Source organism: Novosphingobium decolorationis, assembly GCF_018417475.1.
In the GTDB taxonomy this organism is placed as follows: Bacteria; Pseudomonadota; Alphaproteobacteria; order Sphingomonadales; family Sphingomonadaceae; genus Novosphingobium; species Novosphingobium decolorationis.
Genome location: NZ_CP054856.1, coordinates 57,448 through 75,595 on the forward strand (window position 1 = coordinate 57,448; position 18,148 = coordinate 75,595).

The 18,148-nt window shown below is 61.9% G+C and carries 21 protein-coding genes and 1 pseudogene; 16 read left to right on the top strand and 6 right to left on the bottom strand.

What is annotated here, in order from left to right; genetic code table 11:
* Positions 1-52 precede the first annotated feature (52 nt).
* The 8 genes from HT578_RS00315 to HT578_RS00345 all read left to right on the top strand — a co-directional run bounded on the left by HT578_RS00315 (position 53) and on the right by HT578_RS00345 (position 6,455).
* Positions 53-2,041 carry a ParB/RepB/Spo0J family partition protein gene (locus tag HT578_RS00315; RefSeq protein WP_213501420.1) on the top strand — a complete coding sequence of 663 codons (1,989 nt, stop codon included), beginning with the start codon at positions 53-55 and terminating at the stop codon, positions 2,039-2,041.
* A gap of 155 nt (positions 2,042-2,196) precedes the next feature.
* Positions 2,197-3,138: an ArdC family protein gene (locus HT578_RS00320; protein ID WP_213501422.1), complete on the top strand. Its 942-nt coding sequence runs from the start codon at positions 2,197-2,199 to the stop codon at positions 3,136-3,138.
* An 11-nt stretch (positions 3,139-3,149) separates the two neighbouring features.
* On the top strand, positions 3,150-3,572 hold the full coding sequence (locus HT578_RS00325; RefSeq protein ID WP_119594991.1) for a hypothetical protein: 423 nt from the start codon (positions 3,150-3,152) through the stop codon (positions 3,570-3,572).
* A 301-nt stretch (positions 3,573-3,873) separates the two neighbouring features.
* Complete coding sequence (locus HT578_RS00330) at positions 3,874-4,827, top strand: DUF2493 domain-containing protein (RefSeq protein ID WP_213503896.1); 954 nt, start codon at positions 3,874-3,876, stop codon at positions 4,825-4,827.
* A gap of 118 nt (positions 4,828-4,945) precedes the next feature.
* Positions 4,946-5,173, top strand: coding sequence for a hypothetical protein (locus tag HT578_RS22085; RefSeq protein WP_239026413.1), 228 nt, complete (start codon positions 4,946-4,948; stop codon positions 5,171-5,173).
* On the top strand, positions 5,143-5,382 hold the full coding sequence (locus HT578_RS22445) for a DUF6878 family protein (protein ID WP_338422158.1): 240 nt from the start codon (positions 5,143-5,145) through the stop codon (positions 5,380-5,382). The genes HT578_RS22085 and HT578_RS22445 overlap by 31 nt, the downstream gene beginning before the upstream one ends.
* 10 nt (positions 5,383-5,392) lie before the next feature.
* Positions 5,393-5,821: a DUF6915 family protein gene (locus HT578_RS00340; protein WP_213501423.1), complete on the top strand. Its 429-nt coding sequence runs from the start codon at positions 5,393-5,395 to the stop codon at positions 5,819-5,821.
* 298 nt (positions 5,822-6,119) lie between these two features.
* Positions 6,120-6,455, top strand: a complete 336-nt coding sequence (locus HT578_RS00345; protein ID WP_213501424.1) for a single-stranded DNA-binding protein — start codon at positions 6,120-6,122, stop codon at positions 6,453-6,455.
* A gap of 26 nt (positions 6,456-6,481) precedes the next feature.
* Here the strand turns inward: HT578_RS00345 and HT578_RS00350 are convergent, their stop codons facing one another.
* The 5 genes from HT578_RS00350 to HT578_RS00370 all read right to left on the bottom strand — a co-directional run bounded on the left by HT578_RS00350 (position 6,482) and on the right by HT578_RS00370 (position 10,097).
* Positions 6,482-7,111, bottom strand: a complete 630-nt coding sequence (locus tag HT578_RS00350; RefSeq protein WP_239026414.1) for a plasmid pRiA4b ORF-3 family protein — start codon at positions 7,109-7,111, stop codon at positions 6,482-6,484.
* On the bottom strand, positions 7,108-8,757 hold the full coding sequence (gene tnpC, locus HT578_RS00355) for an IS66 family transposase (protein WP_008604015.1): 1,650 nt from the start codon (positions 8,755-8,757) through the stop codon (positions 7,108-7,110). Before tnpC ends, HT578_RS00350 begins: the two co-directional genes overlap by 4 nt.
* A 73-nt stretch (positions 8,758-8,830) precedes the next feature.
* Positions 8,831-9,172, bottom strand: coding sequence for an IS66 family insertion sequence element accessory protein TnpB (gene tnpB / locus HT578_RS00360; RefSeq protein WP_008604014.1), 342 nt, complete (start codon positions 9,170-9,172; stop codon positions 8,831-8,833).
* Complete coding sequence (gene tnpA / locus HT578_RS00365; protein WP_008604013.1) at positions 9,169-9,534, bottom strand: IS66-like element accessory protein TnpA; 366 nt, start codon at positions 9,532-9,534, stop codon at positions 9,169-9,171. The genes tnpB and tnpA overlap by 4 nt, the downstream gene beginning before the upstream one ends.
* A gap of 278 nt (positions 9,535-9,812) precedes the next feature.
* The gene (locus HT578_RS00370; RefSeq protein WP_229668155.1) at positions 9,813-10,097 is read right to left on the bottom strand and encodes a DUF6437 family protein; all 285 of its coding nucleotides are present in this window, start codon (positions 10,095-10,097) and stop codon (positions 9,813-9,815) included.
* Positions 10,098-10,369: 272 nt separating this feature from the next.
* Here HT578_RS00370 and HT578_RS00375 point away from each other — a divergent pair, with 272 nt between their 5' ends.
* The 5 genes from HT578_RS00375 (at position 10,370) to HT578_RS00395 (ending at position 12,522) form a co-directional block, all read left to right on the top strand.
* Entirely contained in the window at positions 10,370-10,606 is a 237-nt protein-coding gene (locus tag HT578_RS00375; RefSeq protein ID WP_007011056.1) for a hypothetical protein, read from the top strand.
* A 459-nt stretch (positions 10,607-11,065) separates the two neighbouring features.
* Positions 11,066-11,668 carry a reverse transcriptase domain-containing protein gene (locus tag HT578_RS00380; protein ID WP_213501426.1) on the top strand — a complete coding sequence of 201 codons (603 nt, stop codon included), beginning with the start codon at positions 11,066-11,068 and terminating at the stop codon, positions 11,666-11,668.
* A complete protein-coding gene (locus tag HT578_RS00385) occupies positions 11,665-11,829 on the top strand; it encodes a hypothetical protein (RefSeq protein ID WP_213501428.1) in 165 nt (54 codons plus the stop codon). The genes HT578_RS00380 and HT578_RS00385 overlap by 4 nt, the downstream gene beginning before the upstream one ends.
* Positions 11,768-12,049, top strand: a complete 282-nt coding sequence (locus HT578_RS22530) for a reverse transcriptase domain-containing protein (RefSeq protein WP_213501430.1) — start codon at positions 11,768-11,770, stop codon at positions 12,047-12,049. The genes HT578_RS00385 and HT578_RS22530 overlap by 62 nt, the downstream gene beginning before the upstream one ends.
* A 14-nt stretch (positions 12,050-12,063) precedes the next feature.
* Positions 12,064-12,522 carry a group II intron maturase-specific domain-containing protein gene (locus HT578_RS00395; RefSeq protein ID WP_213501431.1) on the top strand — a complete coding sequence of 153 codons (459 nt, stop codon included), beginning with the start codon at positions 12,064-12,066 and terminating at the stop codon, positions 12,520-12,522.
* 91 nt (positions 12,523-12,613) lie between these two features.
* Here HT578_RS00395 and HT578_RS00400 read toward each other — a convergent pair whose 3' ends face one another.
* Positions 12,614-12,808, bottom strand: coding sequence for a dsRNA-binding motif domain-containing protein (locus HT578_RS00400; RefSeq protein ID WP_213501433.1), 195 nt, complete (start codon positions 12,806-12,808; stop codon positions 12,614-12,616).
* A 366-nt stretch (positions 12,809-13,174) separates the two neighbouring features.
* Here HT578_RS00400 and istA point away from each other — a divergent pair.
* The 3 genes and pseudogenes from istA (at position 13,175) to katE (ending at position 17,946) form a co-directional block, all read left to right on the top strand.
* A pseudogene (gene istA / locus HT578_RS00405) lies at positions 13,175-14,663 on the top strand (IS21 family transposase).
* Positions 14,660-15,427, top strand: a complete 768-nt coding sequence (gene istB, locus HT578_RS00410) for an IS21-like element helper ATPase IstB (RefSeq protein ID WP_213500153.1) — start codon at positions 14,660-14,662, stop codon at positions 15,425-15,427. The pseudogene istA and the gene istB overlap by 4 nt, the downstream one beginning before the upstream one ends.
* A 347-nt stretch (positions 15,428-15,774) precedes the next feature.
* Positions 15,775-17,946, top strand: a complete 2,172-nt coding sequence (gene katE / locus HT578_RS00415; RefSeq protein WP_213501435.1) for a catalase — start codon at positions 15,775-15,777, stop codon at positions 17,944-17,946.
* The last annotated feature ends 202 nt before the right edge of the window (positions 17,947-18,148 follow it).

Genomic DNA, 18,148 nt, shown 5'->3' on the forward strand with positions numbered 1-18,148 from the left:
CCGAACGGGCGTCGAAGGTCGATGCCAGGGCTCGCAATCAGGAGTATGTCCCATGATCAAGTCGATTCCGTTGACCAAGTTGGTCCAATCTGCTCGCAATGTGCGCCGCCACGGTGACCCAGTTGCAGATGCCGAACTGAAAGCGAGCATTGCAGCTCATGGGTTGTTGCAGAACCTCATCGTTCGGCCTGCCGCTCGTGGAAAATTCGAGGTCGAAGCAGGAGAGCGCCGCCGGTGCGCCTTGCTGGCGCTTGCCGAAGAGAAAGTTCTGCCGAAGGGCTACGAGGTTACCTGCCTCGTGCTTGAGGACGATGCGGAAATAGCCGTCGAAACGAGCCTGGCCGAAAACTTCCATCGCCTCGCGATGAACCCAGCCGATGAAGCGCAGGCGTTCGCTGCCCTTATTGATGCTGGTGCCTCGAAGGAAGATGTCGCGCGCCGCTTCGGACTGACGGTCCGCTTCGTCGAAGGCCGGCTGCGTCTCGCGACCCTTGCACCCGTCGTCTTCGATGCTCTGGCATCCGGCGAAATCACTCTCGATCTCGCCAAAGCTTTCGGCGCGACCTCCGACCAAGAAATTCAGGCTCGCGTCTATGAACAGGCGTCCTCGGGCTATTATGCGCCCAGCGCCGACAGTATCCGGCGCATGGTGCTCTCAGGCACTGTTCGCGGCAGCGATGCTCGGGCCCGTCTCGTCGGTCGCGAAGCCTATATCGCTGCAGGTGGCCGGATCGAACGCGAACTCTTCGACGACGATGACAGCGAGTCCTGGGTCGATGTCGCGCTTCTCGAAACGCTCGCCGCGGAGGAGATGGAAAAGCGCGCCAAGGCGCTCGCAGCAGAGCAGGGTCTTGCCTGGGTCAAGCCGACGCTTGACGCCTATGCCAGTCACGATCTCGTCGAAGGCCTCATTCGACTTCCAGCCGAGCCGGCTCCGTTGACTGACGCCGAACTGGCCCGCCTTGACGAGCTCGATGCCTCGTACGACGAGCATGCGGCCATTCTTGAGGACGAAGACAGCGCCGAAGAAGCAATTGCTGCGGCTGAGGCGACGATCGAAGCAATCGAGCGCGAATGCCAGGACATTCGGGCAAAGCCCCCGGAGCTGGCACCCGAACTGAAGGCCGATGCCGGAATGATCCTCGTTCTCTCGCGCGACGGCACACCGGTTCTCCAGCCGGTGTTCTACGGCGAACGCGACATCGAAGTCGTCGGCGACGAAGATGGCGTCGAAGTCGTTACGAGTGTCGGCAGTGATGGCAAGCGCCGTGCAGCGCTTTCCAAGCGTCTGGTCGACGAACTTGCGATGCAACGGCGTGATGTGCTCGCGCTCCACGTAGCTTCGGATCCCGACCTTTCGCTCGACATCATGGTCTTCACCCTCGCGGATGCCGACACCCACGACTGGCGGTCACGAGCGGCCACAACCCTGCGTGGCGGCGTCCCCGCGGGGCCGATTGTCGGGTTCGAAGCGAAGGATGCGCCGGCAAGCGCATCTCTTGCGGATCTGCGCTCGGGTCTCGATGAGAGCTGGCGATCTGGCGAAGACGCTTCGTCCCGCTTTAAGTTGTTTCGGGCACTCGCTGATGAAAGTCGCGCAGCATGGCTCGGCTTTGTCGTCGCTCGCACACTCGAGGCGAGCCTCAACATGCCTGGCGAACGCCAGATCGCGTTCCAGGATCATCTGGGCAGCGCGATCGGCATCGATATGGCGCAATGGTGGCGTCCGACCGCAGCAAACTACTTCGACCGCGTCTCGAAGCAGGTCATCCTCGATGCGCTCACCGATGTCGGCGGCCTGGAACTGTCCTCGCGCTTCGCATCGGTGAAAAAGGGCGATCTCGCGATGAGCGCCGAGCGCGTCTTCGCGGGGACCTACATCACCGAGGTCGAAGTTCGGGAAAGGGCCCTCGCCTGGGTGCCCGAGGTCATGCGCTTTGCCGACCTGCTGGAAATTCCTGCCGATCACGAAGCGCAAAGTCCCGACGCGGAGTTCGTCGCCAACGACGACAAACAGCCCCCGAGCGAGCTGGCCGCCTGACCTCCTCCTGACAGGAACGGCTGCTCGCCAACGTGAAGCGGTCCTCCGGCACATGCCGGGGGGCCGCTTCCTTCATGGAAAGAGAGCGGAGGGGGCTCCGGGATCTCCGGCACTGACCGACGGAACTGTCGTCAGGCCATTTCAGGAGATCCAACATGGCCTATCGCAAGGGACAAAGCGGCGGAGTGTCGCCTGCTGCCCGTATCACCCAGGAAATCATCGCACGCCTCGAGTCAGGCACGAAGCCGTGGATCAAGCCATGGCGCGGTGTGCCAGTCTCGCGCCCATTGCGGGCGTGCGGCATCCCTTATCGCGGCATGAATCTATTCTGGCTCTGGATGGTTGCCGACATGTGCGGTTACGCCTCGCCGTTCTGGATGACCTACAATCAGGCCAAAGAACTGGGCGCACAGGTGCGCAAGGGTGAAAAATCCACCATCGCCATCTTCTACAAGAGCTACACCAAGGAAGTCGAAGCCCCCGAAACCGGCGAAAAGACCGACGAAAGTCGTCGTGTGCTGAAGGCCTATCCGGTTTTCAATGCCGATCAGGTCGAAGGTCTGCCCGAGCGTTTCCATCCCGCCGCGACGCTTGAGGTGGTGGAGCCCGAGGGCCGTCAGGCTGAACTCGACTCATTCTTTGCCCGTATTCCGGCCGTGCTGCGGCATCAGGGCGACGAAGCCTATTATGAGCCAGTGGCTGACCGGGTGACAATGCCGCCCGCGCATCTCTTCTCGGGCTTCGACCCCTATTACGCGACGCTCGCGCACGAGCTATCGCATTGGACCGGTCATGCCAGCCGCCTCGACCGTAATCTCAAGAATCGATTTGGCTCTGCAGCTTACGCTGCCGAGGAACTCATTGCCGAACTTTCGAGCGCCATGCTCGGCGCTGAACTCGGTCTGCCAGTCACACACTTGGATAGCCATGCGAGCTATATCGAGCATTGGCTCAAGCTCCTGAAGCAGGATGACCGTGCCATTCTCACCGCTGCCGCAAAGGCGGAGGAAGCATCAAGGCTTCTGCTCAGACTCGGGGGACGGACCTCTGCCGATGATATTGACGAAGCGTCTGACGACGCTGCGCTGGCCGCTTGAAGGAGGGCATCATGGGCCGATCGGTCAGCTATCCCAGCGGGGCCATTGTCGCCTTCACCGTGCTCGAAGTCGAAAACGACGACGACTGGGACTTCGAATATGAATGGCTCCGCGAGGATCTGCGCGAGCGCGCAGGGCAGGCATTCCCTTCCCTGATCGCGCACGACGGTTGGCGAGGCCGCGAAGACCGTATCCTCATGCGCAATGCCTATGCGGATTTCGGCGTGTCGGTTTACGCCGGCCTGGTTGCGGTGTGGATCGTCGAGCGCGACGATGGCGCCTATTGGGATGCCGATTGGCGCACGGCCAGATCGCCCAGAGCACAACGCTGGCTGTCCCAGATCGCCTCGCGCTTTGAAGCGTTATTCGGCGACTACGTCTGCCTCGGTCACATGTCGAACGGTGAGGGCGTCTACGCAAAACGGGTGGCCTGAATGCGCCACTCAATCGTGAGCGAACACATGTACCAGTCCTGACTGACCAAGCCTGCATGTGCACTCATGGTCTGAAGCCATGCGAGAGAGGCCCTGGGCCAGCCGCCAGTCTTCCGCAACCCGGCTTGCGCAGGCCCGAGTTGGCCCGGCCCTGTGGGCCGTTGGCCTGCCCGCGCCAGCCTGCCCAAGCGGGTTTCCCCTGTCGGGTGCGGAGACTGCCTCAAGCTGGCCCTGACGGGCTCTCGCTGGCGCAGCCATGAGCGGGTGCGTCAGCCTCACGCCAGTCAGGAGGACAATACCCATGCACTCATCATTTTCTGACCAACTTGCCGGCCTCGATCTTTCCGGTTTTTCGATTGGTCCTGCCCCGGTTTCCACCAATGATTTTCCGGTCCACGAAGCGGTCGTCCAGACGCTCGAAGCTGTCTGGTCCGATCTTTTTGCGATGGTCTCTGGGACTGCGCTGGAGGCCGATGCCGAGGACCTCGGCTGGGCGTTCGTCAACATCTTTCACCGTTCCGCGACCCGCAAATCGACCGCAGTCGACCGCGCAACCGACGAAGTCCGAGCGCTCCTGGCCACTGCAGATGGATCCGAAATTCATACCCATGAACTCGAGACCCAGGTTGAGCGTGCGCAGTGTGCCGAAGGGGCCATGATCGCTCTCGAGGAGATGCGCGAAGTGGCCGCTGCCCTCTATCTCAACGAATTCGGCTCCTCGTGGAAGCCCGTGTCGAGTTCGCGCTTCAATCACAGCGCCATGCTGACTTCCGCGCTTGTGGAGGGCCGCGAGTTCATCCGAGCCCGGTGCGAAGCCAAGCGCCGCGCCGCCATGCCAGAAGGAACGCCGGTGATCTTTGCCGGTGGCCGCACACGCCATCCAAACGAGCAGGACGCTCTCACTTTCGCCAACAACGTCTGGGCTACTCTGGACAAGGTTCACGACCGGGTTCCTGACATGGTTCTTGTCCACGGCGGTGATACCAAGGGCGTTGACCGTCTGGCATCTTCATGGGCGGAACGACGCAGTATCCCCCAAATCAGCTTCTCCCTCGACATGCGCCTGGGGGCACGCGCAGGCTTCAAGCGCAACGAGCGTATGCTCTCGCTCGACCCCCGTTATGTCGTGGCCTTTCCCGGAAACGGGGTCCTGGAGCGCTTGGTCATCGAAGCCAAATCCCGTCGGATTACCGTCGTTGATCGCCGTGGTCCGCTTGGCACTTCACCCAAGCGCGCGGCTCAGAATACCGACTGATGCGTCTGGCATCGCGCCAGCGCCATCGGCGCTGGCGCAGCCTGTCAGAGGAGAGAAATCGCCTGTCATCGTGGGCAAGACGATTGGTGCTTTCCCCCCACATTGCAGGAGAAATTTCATGACTGATTTTCAGGCGATCATGGCGGATTTTGCTGTCCGCCAGGCCGAGCGCGCGGCGCAGGCACAAAGTGAAATCCAACGGCTCAAGGCAGCTATCATTGCCCCGCTGCGCAATGCCGAAATTGCCCGCGTAGAAATCCGTTTCGATGGTGTGGCGACAGCGGTGCGGTCGAAGAATGCGTCTTCTCTGACGCCGTGGGGGCGAGTGTTCCGTGTCCCGAAGTGACGATCGCCTGTGCTGGAGAAGGCGACGACCAGAGCCTCAATTCCGCCCTCGAGCAACTGACTTACCTTGCTCTCGAACGCCATCATCCTGGGTGGGAAATCAATGATGGTGCCTGCGGCGAACTGGTCATCGACGTGGCTATGCCGAGTTTCGTTCTGGACTGCCAGCTGCGGTACACGGCGACCGACGACCATTCGACTGATCTCTAGGAGAGGTGTGATGGCTCATTGCTATTATCACGCCCTATCGTCAGTCCGGAAATGGGGAGGGGTGGTGGAAGATTACCTGCCGCTCCACCAATGGTTTGACCAGTCGAAGGCGATCTTTGCTGATCCGCGGCACCGGGCCCTTCGGCACCATGCCGAAGGCATTTTCATGCTCGAAACGCTGTTCGGGCCTACCATCCTCAACGCCGACAGCCGTGTCGTGCCCGTTCGCCTTGTAGGCGAGCAGCACGTCCGCGAGGACTTGGGCACGATTCCTTCCTTTGCGGATTGGGGACGCCTCATCACGCCCCAAGACTGGATGTTGCGGGGCCATCGTCTGGACGAGCCTATGCCGCTTGGCACTGTGGAGACTGCTGCTGGCGGCGCGTTTTCAGGGGAGCTTTCGTCCGCTTCGGGAGGAGCGTCGGTAGTCGAGATATGATGTCGCCTTGAAGGCAAGCGAGGTCAGGGGGGACGTGGCAACCTGTTAATGCGAAAAGTCATGGCTTGGCCTGTGCAAGGCACTCGGGACCAACCCGGCCTGTAAGCAAACCTTTCCTGAAGCATCCCCGTCGAGACGCGCAACCCCGATCAGGTCCGGCCGAGTTGCCGGGCTGCGCCCGGCTGCCCGCACCACCCGAACCAGATCGAGGTTTCCCTTCGGTGCGCTTCGCCGTGGCCGCTTCCTAGTCGGGTTTGCAGCCGGGATGGACCCGGAATGCTCGATCAGGAGAAAGACCATGACCAATCTCGTTATCCTCGTTGGCCGCATCGCCCGCGATCCCGAAACCCGCACGACCCAGGGCGGTACCAGAATCACCTCGATCTCGGTCGTCACCGACCGTCCCGCACGCAAGGACGGCAAGACCTACAAGGACGAAAACGGCTACACTGCCAAGGACAGCGAATTCCACCGCGTGACCTGCTTCAACGGTCTCGGCCAGAACGTCGCCAAGTACTGCACCAAGGGCCAGCTCGTGACGGTCGAGGGGCGCATCCACTATACGCAGTGGGAAGACCAGGACGGCACCAAGCGCTACGGCTGCGAGATCATCGCCGACGTATCCATCCGGTGAGGACCGCGGCGCGATAGCTACACGCCCTATTTTGTGATGATGCGCTTTGCGGCGGCGTTGCGTTTGGCGGCGATACGGCCGAGCGCGACCTGGATGGGGAAGATATCCAGTTCCTCTGGGTCGTAGTCTTCGAGCCAGCGGCAGATGTCAGCATGTTCCTCGTGCGCGGGATCGGACCTCGCATCGAGCATTTCGTAGAAGCCGCTAATCCCTCCGCAATCTTCGGGCGGGCAATTGCGCTCGCCGGCGATGAAGCGCGGGTAGGCTATGGCCGGGTCGCCCTGGCGAACATCACTCAGGGTCAGCGTGTGCTGCCAGTCGTCACCAAAGTCGTAGGAATAGGCGATCCTGATGGTGCCCGGAGCCAGGATATCACGCAGACGAACCCTCGAGGCATTTTTGGGCAGCGGAGTGCCCCAGCCGTCATCCATCGGGATGCCGTATGCCTGGCCGTCGATCACCATCTCCCAGAGATGATAGTCGAACCAGCCCATCGCGGCCTGGACGATGTCATGCAGGACCTTGAGGGTGATCGAGGTCGGCACTTCGACCTGCCGCCAGATCGGCGGATCGCTGTCCTTGAGGTCGATGCGCAGCGTTGCGATTTGCGTGAAGCTGTCGATGGCCGTGGGCCTCTGCATGGATCGAGCGGTCATGCCGCCTGCGATAGCACTCCTGCGTTCGCACGCCAGTTCCAGGGCAGCAGTTCATCGATCCGGTGCGCGGGATGTCCGGCGATGCGCGCGAGGACATCGGCCAGCCACGCCTGCGGATCCACGTCGTTAAGCCGGGCCGTCTGGATCAGCGTGTAGAGCACAGCCGCGCGCTGGCCGCCGCGATCCGAACCGCAGAACAGCCATGCCTTGCGGCCCAGCGGTACACAGCGCAGTGCCCGCTCGGCGGCATTGTTGGTGATGCAGATCCGGCCATCATCGAGGAAGCGGGTGAAGGCATCCCAGCGCCGGAGCATGTAGCCTATCGCCTTCGCCAGATCATGGCTGCGCGACAGCTTCGCGAGCTGCGCGGTGAGCCAGGCGTGCAAATCCGCCATCAGCGGCGCGCTGCGTTCCTGCCGGAGTGCAACGCGCTCGGCTGCCGTCTTGCCATTGATGCCGCGCTCGATCTCGAACAGGGCATCGAGGCGCTGCACGGCCTCCAGCGCAATCGGGTAGATCATGCCGGTGTGCTCGCCGCGGCTTCTCCTGCGCGCGGCTCCCTCGACATCGGCCAGCTCGAAGAATTTGCGGCGTGCATGCGCGAAGCAGCCCGCCTCGATCACGGGTGCTGGCTGACGACCGGGCGCGTAAAGCTCGTTGTAGCCGCCATAGGCATCGGCCTGCAGAATCCCTGCCCAGGACGCCAGATGCGCCCGAGGATGCTCGCCGCGCCGGTCGCGCGAATAGTGGAACAGGGCCGCTGGCGGATCGCAGCCGGCGAAGGGTCGGTCATCGCGCACATAGACCCACAGGCGCGCCGTATCGGTCTTGCCCTTCGCCATGACCGGCACGGTGGTATCGTCGCCGTGGATCCGGGTTGCATCCAGCACATGGGTCTCGATCCGCCGGTAGAGCGGCATGAGTGCGAAGGCGGCGGCACCGACCTGGTCGGCCAATGTCGAGGTGCTGAGCGCAACGCCTTCGCGGGCAAAGCGCTCGGCCTGCCGGTTGAGGGGCTGGTGCTGGCCGTACTTCTCGAACAAGAGCATGGCGAGAAAGCTGGGGCCCGCCCATCCGCGTGGCACGACATGGAACGGCGCCGGGGGCTGCATAATCATCTCGCAGTCCCGGCAGGAGAACTTCTCGCGCACCGTCTGGATCACCTTCCACTGGCGCGGGATCACTTCCAGAGTCTCGGTGATATCCTCGCCCAGCTTCGACAGGCGCGCGCCGCCGCAGGACGGGCACAAACAGGGCGCGGGGATGACGACGCGTTCGCGCGGCAGATGTTCGGGGAACGGCTTGCGGCTCGGGCGCTTGCGGTCGAAGGCGGCGACCTCGCTCGTCTTCGCCGCAGCGGCTTCGGCAGCGCAATCATTCTCGCAGGCATCGGCCTCGAGATCTTCAAGCTGCAATTCCAGCTGATCGAGCAGATGGCGGCTGCGTTCGGCGCTGGCGCCATATTGCTCGCGGCGCAGCCTGGCGATCTGCAGTTTGAGGTGGGCGATCAGCGCCTCGATCGCACTCTCGCGGGCCTTGGCCTTGGCAAGGCGGGCCTCGGCATCATCGGCGCGCAAGACCGCGGCGGCCAGTAGCGCCTTGAGCGCTTCGACGTCGTCCGGAAGGGGCGATACGGCCTTGTCCATGAGGGGCATGGAATCACAGATCGGCCTCCGGTCAAAGCCAAAAATGCGCTAGCCAACGAAGAAAATGCCGCACCTATCCGGCGCTCTGCGGACGCCACGAATACTGGGGATTACGCCAGTCGATCCCCTCCAGCAGGCAGGACAATTGCGCATTGGTCAGCGAGACCATGCCTTCCCGAGCCGAGGGCCAGACGAAGCGCCCCTTCTCGAGCCGTTTGGCATAGAGCGACATGCCGATGCCGTCGTGCCAGATGATCTTGACCAGCGATCCCGTCCGCCCGCGGAACACGAACAGGTCGCCGCCATGCGGATCGCGCTTCAGGCCCTGTTGCACCTGCAAGGCCAGCCCCTGCATGCCCTTGCGCATGTCCGTGTGGCCCATCGCGATCCAGACTCTCGCGCCCGATGGGATCATCGCAGCGCCTTCAATGTCGCCGAAACCAGCGTAGCCGATGCAGACGACGAAATACGCACGCAGCAACCTTCGCCCAGTTCGACCGTGATCGCGGCGCACGGATCATGATCGGCAGGCTGCTCATCATCGGCGAGCACGGCCTGCGCAAATGTTACCTTTGGTACCGGCAACGACGCTGCTTCCGCCTGTTCCTGCAACTTGCGCCGCCAAGTGTAGATCAGGCTGGTCGAAACGTCGCGCCGCCGGGATACGTCAGCAACGCAGGCACCCGGCGCAAAGGCCTCGGCGAGGATATCAAGCCGCTCCTCCTCGCTCCAACGCCGCCGACGCTCCGGCCCCGCCATCACCGTGATCTGACCCATGCTCCGCTCCTAAGCTCGCTCATACGAGCGCTCTTAAGACCGGTCGTTCACCCGCCGGACAAGGCGGGGCTCACCGGATGGGTACTCGCCGACAAGGTGGACTTCCTCACCAAGGGCCGAGCGTCGAACAATGAAGGTGCGCCCGACATCGATGAGGACTGAGAGCCTCCCGCAAACGACAAGGCTCCGATGGTTCGCGCCATCGGGGCCTTTTTTGTGCTCGCGGGCGTGATCGGCGGGGCGGAGCATCGAGCCCACACCCCGCCGCGGTTTAAGTGTCAGGCGGGGGAGAGCCTTTTGAGAGCATCGTCGATCCCGATGGTAAGCGATGCGCGGATGAGCTGCTTCAGTTGCGCAGGTTCGATAGTCTCGGCTCCGCATTCGAGAAGAACCTTGCCCAGTTCGCCGGCTGCTTCATCACGGAGCCTGGCCTCCTGTGCATCGAGTTCTTCGCGCTGTTCACGCAGTTTCTTGAGCGCATTACGCGCGCTCGGTTTGGACCTGGCCATGAGATTGTCCTTTCGCTGGCCGTTGGTCCCCTCCACGCGCGACAGTGCCAGCATGGGGCCATGTAGGAAAGCGGTTTTTGCCGCAATGCCAGTGCTTTTCACGCTGACGTTGGAGAGGTCTCTCTCGCAGAAAGTCCAAGTGTGATGCGGGCTTTGGGGCCGCGTCAAGGACGACGGGGCCCCACCATTTTTACCGGGCAAGCCCGGCAAAAATCGTTTCCCCCATCGCCGCTTCGCGGCCGCGCTATGCGCGGTCCCTGACCCGGCCCGTCACCCACATCTTCGCAGCTCCTGATGCGACGCATCGAACATCAGGAGGAAAGATCATGTACGCTTCACTGAATATCGCGCAGGGTTCATTCCAGGCAGATCAGGCAGCTTTCGTTGCTGCACTCGACAAGGCTCATGCCCGGTCCCTTCACAGCTACTTCACCCAATATGTCCTGACCGATGGTGAGACAGGTTACATCGCGGTCGATGAGGGCGATTACGGCGCACTGCCCAAGTCCATGCTGGACCGGGTCATCGACACTGTGCCCGGAAAGCTGAGCGATGAATTCTGAGGCTACACACAAGGAGGAAGTCCGTCAGGGCTTCCTCCTTTCTTTGTGTGCCGGGCACGGCGTTGATGCAGGAGGTGTAAGTCCTTTGCAGGCCTGCTGGTGGGAACTGCTAGCTGAAGGCAACTGCGTCGCCGCGAGGCGGGGTGGGGAGGAAGCCGGAGGCAAAGCTCGGAGCTGACGAACAGGAATCGGATAGAAGGCCGGTGCGGCGGGATAACCCAGCAATGGATGGGGATGTCCGATAGCCAGACAGACGCGCGCATTGGTAAATCCGGCAGCGACCGAGTGAAGGATCAACGTCTTACCCCGGGAGATCTCCTGGCCTCTCCGGACGATCCGGAGAACAGCGGCAGTGATGTTGCTGGATGGGCCCGGAGAAGTCAGCAGCGGTCATAGTAGCGGGCGCAAGCCGGCGAAGGACCAAATTCGGTACCCAAGGAGCAAGACTGGGCACATTCGATGGGTGTGGAGCGGCAGCAAGGTAGCGGGAAGCAGCAGGACTTCTTCGATGAAGCCCTGAAGGCATCGCTTGGCCACGACGTCACCGGCAAAGGCGGAACTGGCGCTGGGACGATCGAGGAGCGGCAATCACCCACGGCATGGGCCGAGCCCCTCGCCTTGACGCGTTACGTGATGGAGGAGGTGGCCAGCTCGGCCAACCTGAACCAAGCCTACAAGCGGGTGAAAGCGAACAAGGGGGCGCCGGGCGTGGACGGGATGACCGTCCCCGACCTGCGTGACTGGATTGCAGGAAACCGTGAGAGGCTGATCGCCTCGTTACTCGACGGTACTTACCGTCCAAGCCTGGTGCGCGGAGTTGAAATTCCCAAACCCGGCGGGAAAGGAGTGCGCCAGCTGGGCATTCCGACGGCTGTCGACCGGCTGGTACAACAGGCGATACTGCAAGTCCTGGATCCCGTCCTTGATCCGACATTCTCGGCATCGAGTTTTGGGTTCCGCCCCGGACGCGGCGCACACGATGCGCTGCGTCAGGCCCGACTATGTGCGGGACGGCTATGCGATCGTCGTAGACCTCGACCGAGAAATTCTTTGATCGGGTGAACCACGACATCGTCATGGCCCGTCTGGCCCGGCACATCGCCGACCCACGCCTGCTCGTCATCATCCGCCGGTTTCTACAGGCCGGGATGCTGTCGGGTGGTGTGCACGTCGAACGGCAGGAGGGGACCCCGCAAGGCGGCTCTCTCGCCGCTGATCGCTAACCTCATTCTGGATGACCTCGACAAGGAGCTCGAACGCCGGGGCCACCGGTTCTGCCGCTACGCCGACGACTGTAACATCTATGTACGGTCACAGGCAGCGGGGGAGCGCGTCATGGCTTCGGTTACCGCCTTGCTGGAAGGCAAGCTCCGACCCGCGTCAATCAGGCCAAGAGCGCGGTTGCACACGTCCGGGAACGTACCTTCCTCGGCCACCGTCTGACAGCGGGAGGCTTTTTGAGCATAGCGAACAAAAGTCTCACGCGGCTGAAGGAGCGGCTCAGGGCGATTACGCGCCGCAACCGAGGCATCAGCCTCGCGGCGATGATCGCACAGACCAATGCCTTCACTACAGGGTGGGTCACCTACTACCGACACGCCCGGGCTCAGACGGTTTTGCGCGAGATCGACAGCTGGCTCCGGCGCAAGCTTCGCTGCGTCCGGCTCAAACAGTGCAAGCGCACCATGACGATCGCCACTTTCTTAAGGGAAAACGGCGTCCCAGAATGGCAGGCTTGGATCTTCGCGCTCTCGGGAAAGGGCTGGTGGCGCCTGTCGGGCAGCCCTCAGGCCGCCCACGGCATGCCCAACGCATGGTTCGATCAGGCAGGTCTCTCAAGCCTCGCTCTCCAACATGCCGCCTTAAACCGTACCGGAAACCGCCGTGATACGCAGTACGTACGTCCGGTGGTGTGAGAGGGGGGCGCCGTGAGGCGCCCCCCTACTCGATTTGCTCGGGTCCCGTATTGTCGCTCCCGTAGGTTTCGCGCGAGCATTCCCTGCAGCATCAGCCCTTGGCGTCCGACGCATCGAATTCCTCCAGCCGATCGGGCATGTCGAGTACCTTCATGGCCGCTGCTGAAATGGCCTCGGCCTTCGTCGGAAAGGCTTCTGCCGAACTGATCGACACGCCGTTCGAATAGGTAACGGTTGCCTGGAAACCATTGCCTTTGGGCGTCGCGCTCAGTGTTACGTCCGCCATATCCATGCTCCCGGTGGGATGTCCGCGCACCATTCTTCCTGCCGGCGGACTCGATCGATCTTTAACACAATCGGCAATCGAGCGGCATCGTCTTCATCCCTTGTTCTTGGGATTTCAAAACCGTCGATCCCGTGCAGGTCATGACACTGGGATCTAACCCTCTAAGCTGGGGACGGAAGAGCACACCGTACGCGACAAATCGCAAGCGGGAGGCGGTAAAAAAGATACTAAAGACAGCGTGTTGATTGAGAACGGCGGAGCAATATTCGACCACGCTAGCGGCGGGATAGTCCTGCTGCGGGCGGCGTAAAAGTCGTCCACCTTGAAGCCTTTCTGCCAAGTCAGGGAGGTGTGGGGATCTACAGCGTGGAACTTTATCTTCAGGTCCGTTTGGCTTGCGCGGATGGCATGAGCCAGCGGGCGGCGGCGAAGCGTTTCAATGTGTCGCGCGACACGGTGCGCAAGATGCTGTCGTTTTCATCGCCACCGGGTTACCGGCGTCAATCTGTCCCGCAGCGTCCGAAGCTGGACGGGTTTGTGGCGATCATTGATGGATGGCTTGAAGGGGACCGCTGCGTCCCGCGCAAACAGCGCCATACGGCGAAGCGGGTATTCGACCGCTTGCGCGCCGAGCATGGTTTCACCGGCGGCTATACGATCATCAAGGATTACATCCGCGAGCGTGAGCAACGCAGCCGGGAGATGTTCGTGCCGCTGGCCCACCCGGCGGGGGATGCGCAGGCCGATTTCGGGGAAGCGCTGGTGGAGATCGGCGGGGTGCAGCAGAAGGCCTACTTCTTCGCACTCGATCTGCCGCACAGTGATGCCTGCTATGTGCGGGCCTATCCGGCGGCGGTGGCGGAGGCCGGGTGGACGGACACGTTCATGCCTTCGCGTTCTTCGGCGCGGTGCCGCGCTCGATCGTCTATGACAACGATCGCTGCCTTGTGGCGAAGATCCTGCCAGACGGCACGCGTAAGCGTGCCACGCTGTTCAGCGCTTTCCTGTCGCATTACGTGATCCGCGACCGCTATGCCCGCCCGGGCAAGGGAACGAGAAAGGCAATGTGGAAGGGCTGGTTGGTTACTGCCGCCGCAATTTCATGGTGCCGATCCCGAAGTTCCCGACCTGGGAGGCCTTCAACCTATGGCTGGAGGAGCAATGCCGCAAGCGCCAGCAGGACAAGGTGCGCGGACAGAGCGAGACGATCGGTGAGCGCTTGCAACGCGATCTGGCAGCCATGCAGCCTCTGCCCGCTACACCCTTCGAGGCCTGCGATCAGACGAGCGGGCGGGTCTCCTCGCAATCCCGGTGCGCTACAGGACCAACGATTATTCGGTTCCGGTGGCTCGGGCCATCAGGAGGTCTGGATCAGGGCCTATGTCGATGAGGTGGTGGTCGGCTGCCGCAGCGAAGTCATCGCCCGTCATCCTCGTTGTTATGCCCGCGAGGAGGTTATCTTCGACCCGCTCCACTATCTCCCGCTGATCGAGCAGAAGATCAACGCATTCGACCGTGCCGCGCCTTTGCAGGGCTGGGATTTGCCCGAAGCGTTCACGACACTGCAGCGGTTGATGGAAGGCCGCATGCACAAGCATGGCAGGCGTGAATATGTACAGGTGCTGCGCCTGTTGGAAACGTTCACCCTCGCCGATCTCCAGGCGGCGGTGGAACAGGCCATTGATCTTGGCGCCATCGGCTTCGATGCCGTCAAGCACCTCGCCCTGTGCCGGGTCGAACGCGTACCGCCGGGCTGGACACGGACGTCTATCCCTTCCTGCCACGCACAACGGTCGAGAAGACCTTTGCCAGAGCCTATCTGAGCCTGCTCTCCGACCAGCAGGAGGCCGCATGAGCGATCAGACCCCGGAGCTTCTTCTCGCTCACAATCTCAAGGCACTCAAGCTGCCTACGTGCCTGCGAGAGCACCACAAGCTCGCCCGGCAATGTGCCGCTGAAGGCGTCGATCATATCCGCTTCCTCGCCCGCCTTGTCGAGATGGAGATGATCGACAGGGAGCGTCGTATGGTCGAGCGGCGCATCAAGGCCGCGCGCTTCCCCGCCGTCAAAAGCCTCGACAGCTTCGACTTCACCGTCATCCCCAGGCTCAACAAGATGCAGGTGCTCGAGATGGCGCGCTGCGAGTGGATCGAGCGGCGTGAGAACGCCATCGCTCTGGGGCCATCGGGCACCGGAAAGACGCACGTAGCGTTGGGGCTCGGACTGGCAGCATGCCAGAAAGGGCTGTCGGTGGGCTTCACCACTGCGGCGGCGCTGGTCAGCGAAATGATGGAGGCGCGCGACGAGCGGCGTCTCCTGCGCTTCCAGAAGCAGATGGTCGGATACAAACTGCTCATCATCGACGAACTGGGCTTCGTACCGCTCTCCAAGACCGGCGCCGAACTGCTGTTCGAGCTGATCTCCCAGCGTTACGAACGCGGCTCCACCTTGATCACCAGCAACCTGCCCTTCGACGAATGGACCGAAACCTTCGGATCCGAGCGTCTCACAGGCGCGCTCCTCGATCGCCTGACCCATCACGTCAGCATCCTCGAGATGAACGGCGAAAGCTATCGCCTCGCTCACAGCCGGGCCCGCAAGGCCAAAATCAGACCCTGAAAAGCAAGCCAATGCCGGGGGGAGTGGCCCTCGGGCTACGCCCTCACGCCACTCCCCCCGGCGTGTAACACGATGGCCTGGTTTTACGCCGCCCCATGGCCGACTTTTGCTCCGCCGTTGACATTCCTCAATGTGCTTCAGTCGCAATTGCCGACACTTGACGTTCCGGCGATGCCCAACCTCGCATTCTCAGCCTGACGGTCCTTATTTTGCCGCCATACCTAAAACAGGTCGATAATTGTTAATGCGCTGCGCCGCCTAGAAACCCAATTCCCTGACAGGCGTTCGCATAGGGCTGGGTGGGACACCAAGAGATCGCCCGGGCTTTCGGCAATCAGGAGCTTATCATGGCCAAATCACCCCGCACGTCCAAGACCAAGTCTAGTCCACCTAAAGACACCAATATAGCTGCGGCCGGGCCGACTCTATCAGAGAGTTTCGCTGAACCGCAGGGCGACGGCGGTGAAACGCGCCAGGTAGCTGGAGGGGATGTTGCCGTACTGACGACCTCGCAGGGAGTCCCAGTTAGCGACGATCAGAACAGCCTCAAACAGGGCGCGCGCGGCCCCGCACTGCTGGAAGACTTCCATTTCCGCGAAAAGATGTTTCACTTTGACCATGAACGCATTCCCGAGCGCGTGGTGCATGCCCGGGGTTATGGCGCGCACGGCTATTTCGAGCTAACCGAGAGCCTTGGCGACATCACACGTGCCGATATCTTCCAGCGCGTCGGCGAAAAGACAGAAGCCTTTGTGCGCTTCTCCACGGTAGCCGGATCGAAGGGTTCCGCCGATCTTGCTCGTGACGTGCGCGGTTTCGCGGTTAAACTTTATACCAAGGAGGGCAACTGGGATCTTGTCGGCAACAACATCCCGGTTTTCTTCATCCAGGACGCGATGAAGTTCCCCGACCTCATCCATGCCGCGAAGCCTGAGCCCGACCGCGCCTTCCCGCAGGCGCAGACCGCCCACGACAATTTCTGGGACTTCATCAGCCTCAGTCCCGAATCCATGCATATGGTAATGTGGATCATGTCCGATAGGACGATTCCGCGCTCGTTTCGCTTTATGGAAGGCTTTGGCGTCCACACCTTCCGGCTGGTAGACGCAGACGGCAAATCGACCTTCGTCAAGTTTCATTGGAAGCCTAAGCTAGGCCTGCAGTCGGTCGCCTGGAACGAGGCGGTCAAGATCAACGGCGCCGATCCCGACTTTCACCGCCGCGACCTATGGGCGGCAATCGAAGCTGGCGACTTTCCCGAATGGGAATTGGGCGTGCAACTTTTCGACCAGGAATTCGCGGACAAATTCGATTTCGATGTTCTCGACGCAACCAAGATAATCCCGGAGGAACTCGTTCCAGTCCGCATCGTGGGTCGGCTGGTGCTCGATCGGCTGGTTGACAACTTCTTCGCGGAAACCGAGCAGGTCGCCTTCTGCACACAGAATGTCGTTCCCGGTATCGACTTTACCAACGACCCACTGCTCCAAGGACGCAATTTTTCGTACCTCGATACCCAGCTTAAGCGCCTCGGATCACCCAATTTCACGCACATTCCGATCAACGCGCCGCGCTGTCCCTTCGCGCACTTCCAGCAGGATGGACACATGGCCATGCGCAATCCAGTCGGTCGCGCCAACTATGAGCCGAACAGTTGGGGGCCGTCGCAAGGCGGGCCCCGCGAAGACCCCACGCGTGGCTTCCGCAGCTTCGAGGAGGCGCCCGATGGCGACAAGCTGCGCATACGGCCTGAAAGCTTCGCTGACCATTACAGTCAGGCCCGCCAATTCTATATGAGTCAGACACCAATCGAGCGGAAGCATATTGGCGATGCACTGGTGTTCGAGCTCTCCAAGGTCGAACGCCCTGACATCCGGTCACGGATGGTTTCCCACCTCAGGAATATAGATGAAAATCTTGCCGCTACCGTTGCCAAGGGGCTGGGCCTTGAGATGCCCAAGCCGGCGCAGGCGGCGCGCCCCACAATGGAGGATCTGGCGCCGTCCGATGCGCTCAGCATCGTGAAAAACGGGCCGCAGAGTTTTGCCGGTCGCAAGCTGGGCGTCCTCATTACCGATGGCGCCGACGCGGACCTTGTCAACGCGCTCGTCGCAGCGGTGGAAAGCGCCGATGCGATGTGCGAGATCATTGCGCCCAAAATCGGCGGCGCAACCCTTTCGGACGGGACGCATTTGGAGGCGCAGCAGAAGATCGACGGTGGACCATCTGTCCTTTATGATGCCGTCGCCGTGATGGCATCAGATGACGGCGCACAGATGCTGGCCATGGACGCGGCGGCGAAGGATTTCGTGACCGACGCCTTTGCACATTGCAAATTCATCGGCCTTTCGAAAGAAACCCGGCCGTTGCTGGTCAAGGCGGGTCTAGCAGATGATCTCGACAATGGCTGCCTCCCACTTAAGAACAAGGCCGACGCCAAAAGGTTCGTGGAGGCGCTGGCGCCGCTCCGCTTCTGGGATCGCGAGCCCACGGTCGATCTCGACGCACTTCCCGAATAATTGGAGGGACGGACAATGAACGACAGGAAAGACAACGGAAACGGCCAGGGTCGCGGGCCACTCGGCGATGCCCGGCCCGAACATCAGGACGAAGCGCCAACCGCCGGTGGCCAATCGCCCGAGCCCTTGGAGAAAAGGCCGTCGGTGGGATCAGTACGGCCGCAGGATTATCCGGCAGAAGACCGGGCGAAAGGCGATCCGG

Bases quoted from the DNA above. Each gene is read 5' to 3' on its own strand.
- HT578_RS00315 (WP_213501420.1), top strand. From the start codon at position 53: ATGATCAAGTCGATTCCGTTGACCAAGTTGGTCCAATCTGCTCGCAAT.
- HT578_RS00320 (WP_213501422.1), top strand. From the start codon at position 2,197: ATGGCCTATCGCAAGGGACAAAGCGGCGGAGTGTCGCCTGCTGCCCGT.
- HT578_RS00325 (WP_119594991.1), top strand. From the start codon at position 3,150: ATGGGCCGATCGGTCAGCTATCCCAGCGGGGCCATTGTCGCCTTCACC.
- HT578_RS00330 (WP_213503896.1), top strand. From the start codon at position 3,874: ATGCACTCATCATTTTCTGACCAACTTGCCGGCCTCGATCTTTCCGGT.
- HT578_RS22085 (WP_239026413.1), top strand. From the start codon at position 4,946: ATGACTGATTTTCAGGCGATCATGGCGGATTTTGCTGTCCGCCAGGCC.
- HT578_RS00340 (WP_213501423.1), top strand. From the start codon at position 5,393: ATGGCTCATTGCTATTATCACGCCCTATCGTCAGTCCGGAAATGGGGA.
- HT578_RS00345 (WP_213501424.1), top strand. From the start codon at position 6,120: ATGACCAATCTCGTTATCCTCGTTGGCCGCATCGCCCGCGATCCCGAA.
- HT578_RS00350 (WP_239026414.1), bottom strand. From the start codon at position 7,111: ATGACCGCTCGATCCATGCAGAGGCCCACGGCCATCGACAGCTTCACG.
- tnpC (WP_008604015.1), bottom strand. From the start codon at position 8,757: ATGGACAAGGCCGTATCGCCCCTTCCGGACGACGTCGAAGCGCTCAAG.
- tnpB (WP_008604014.1), bottom strand. From the start codon at position 9,172: ATGATCCCATCGGGCGCGAGAGTCTGGATCGCGATGGGCCACACGGAC.
- tnpA (WP_008604013.1), bottom strand. From the start codon at position 9,534: ATGGGTCAGATCACGGTGATGGCGGGGCCGGAGCGTCGGCGGCGTTGG.
- HT578_RS00370 (WP_229668155.1), bottom strand. From the start codon at position 10,097: ATGCTGGCACTGTCGCGCGTGGAGGGGACCAACGGCCAGCGAAAGGAC.
- HT578_RS00375 (WP_007011056.1), top strand. From the start codon at position 10,370: ATGTACGCTTCACTGAATATCGCGCAGGGTTCATTCCAGGCAGATCAG.
- HT578_RS00380 (WP_213501426.1), top strand. From the start codon at position 11,066: ATGGGTGTGGAGCGGCAGCAAGGTAGCGGGAAGCAGCAGGACTTCTTC.
- HT578_RS00400 (WP_213501433.1), bottom strand. From the start codon at position 12,808: ATGGCGGACGTAACACTGAGCGCGACGCCCAAAGGCAATGGTTTCCAG.
- istB (WP_213500153.1), top strand. From the start codon at position 14,660: ATGAGCGATCAGACCCCGGAGCTTCTTCTCGCTCACAATCTCAAGGCA.
- katE (WP_213501435.1), top strand. From the start codon at position 15,775: ATGGCCAAATCACCCCGCACGTCCAAGACCAAGTCTAGTCCACCTAAA.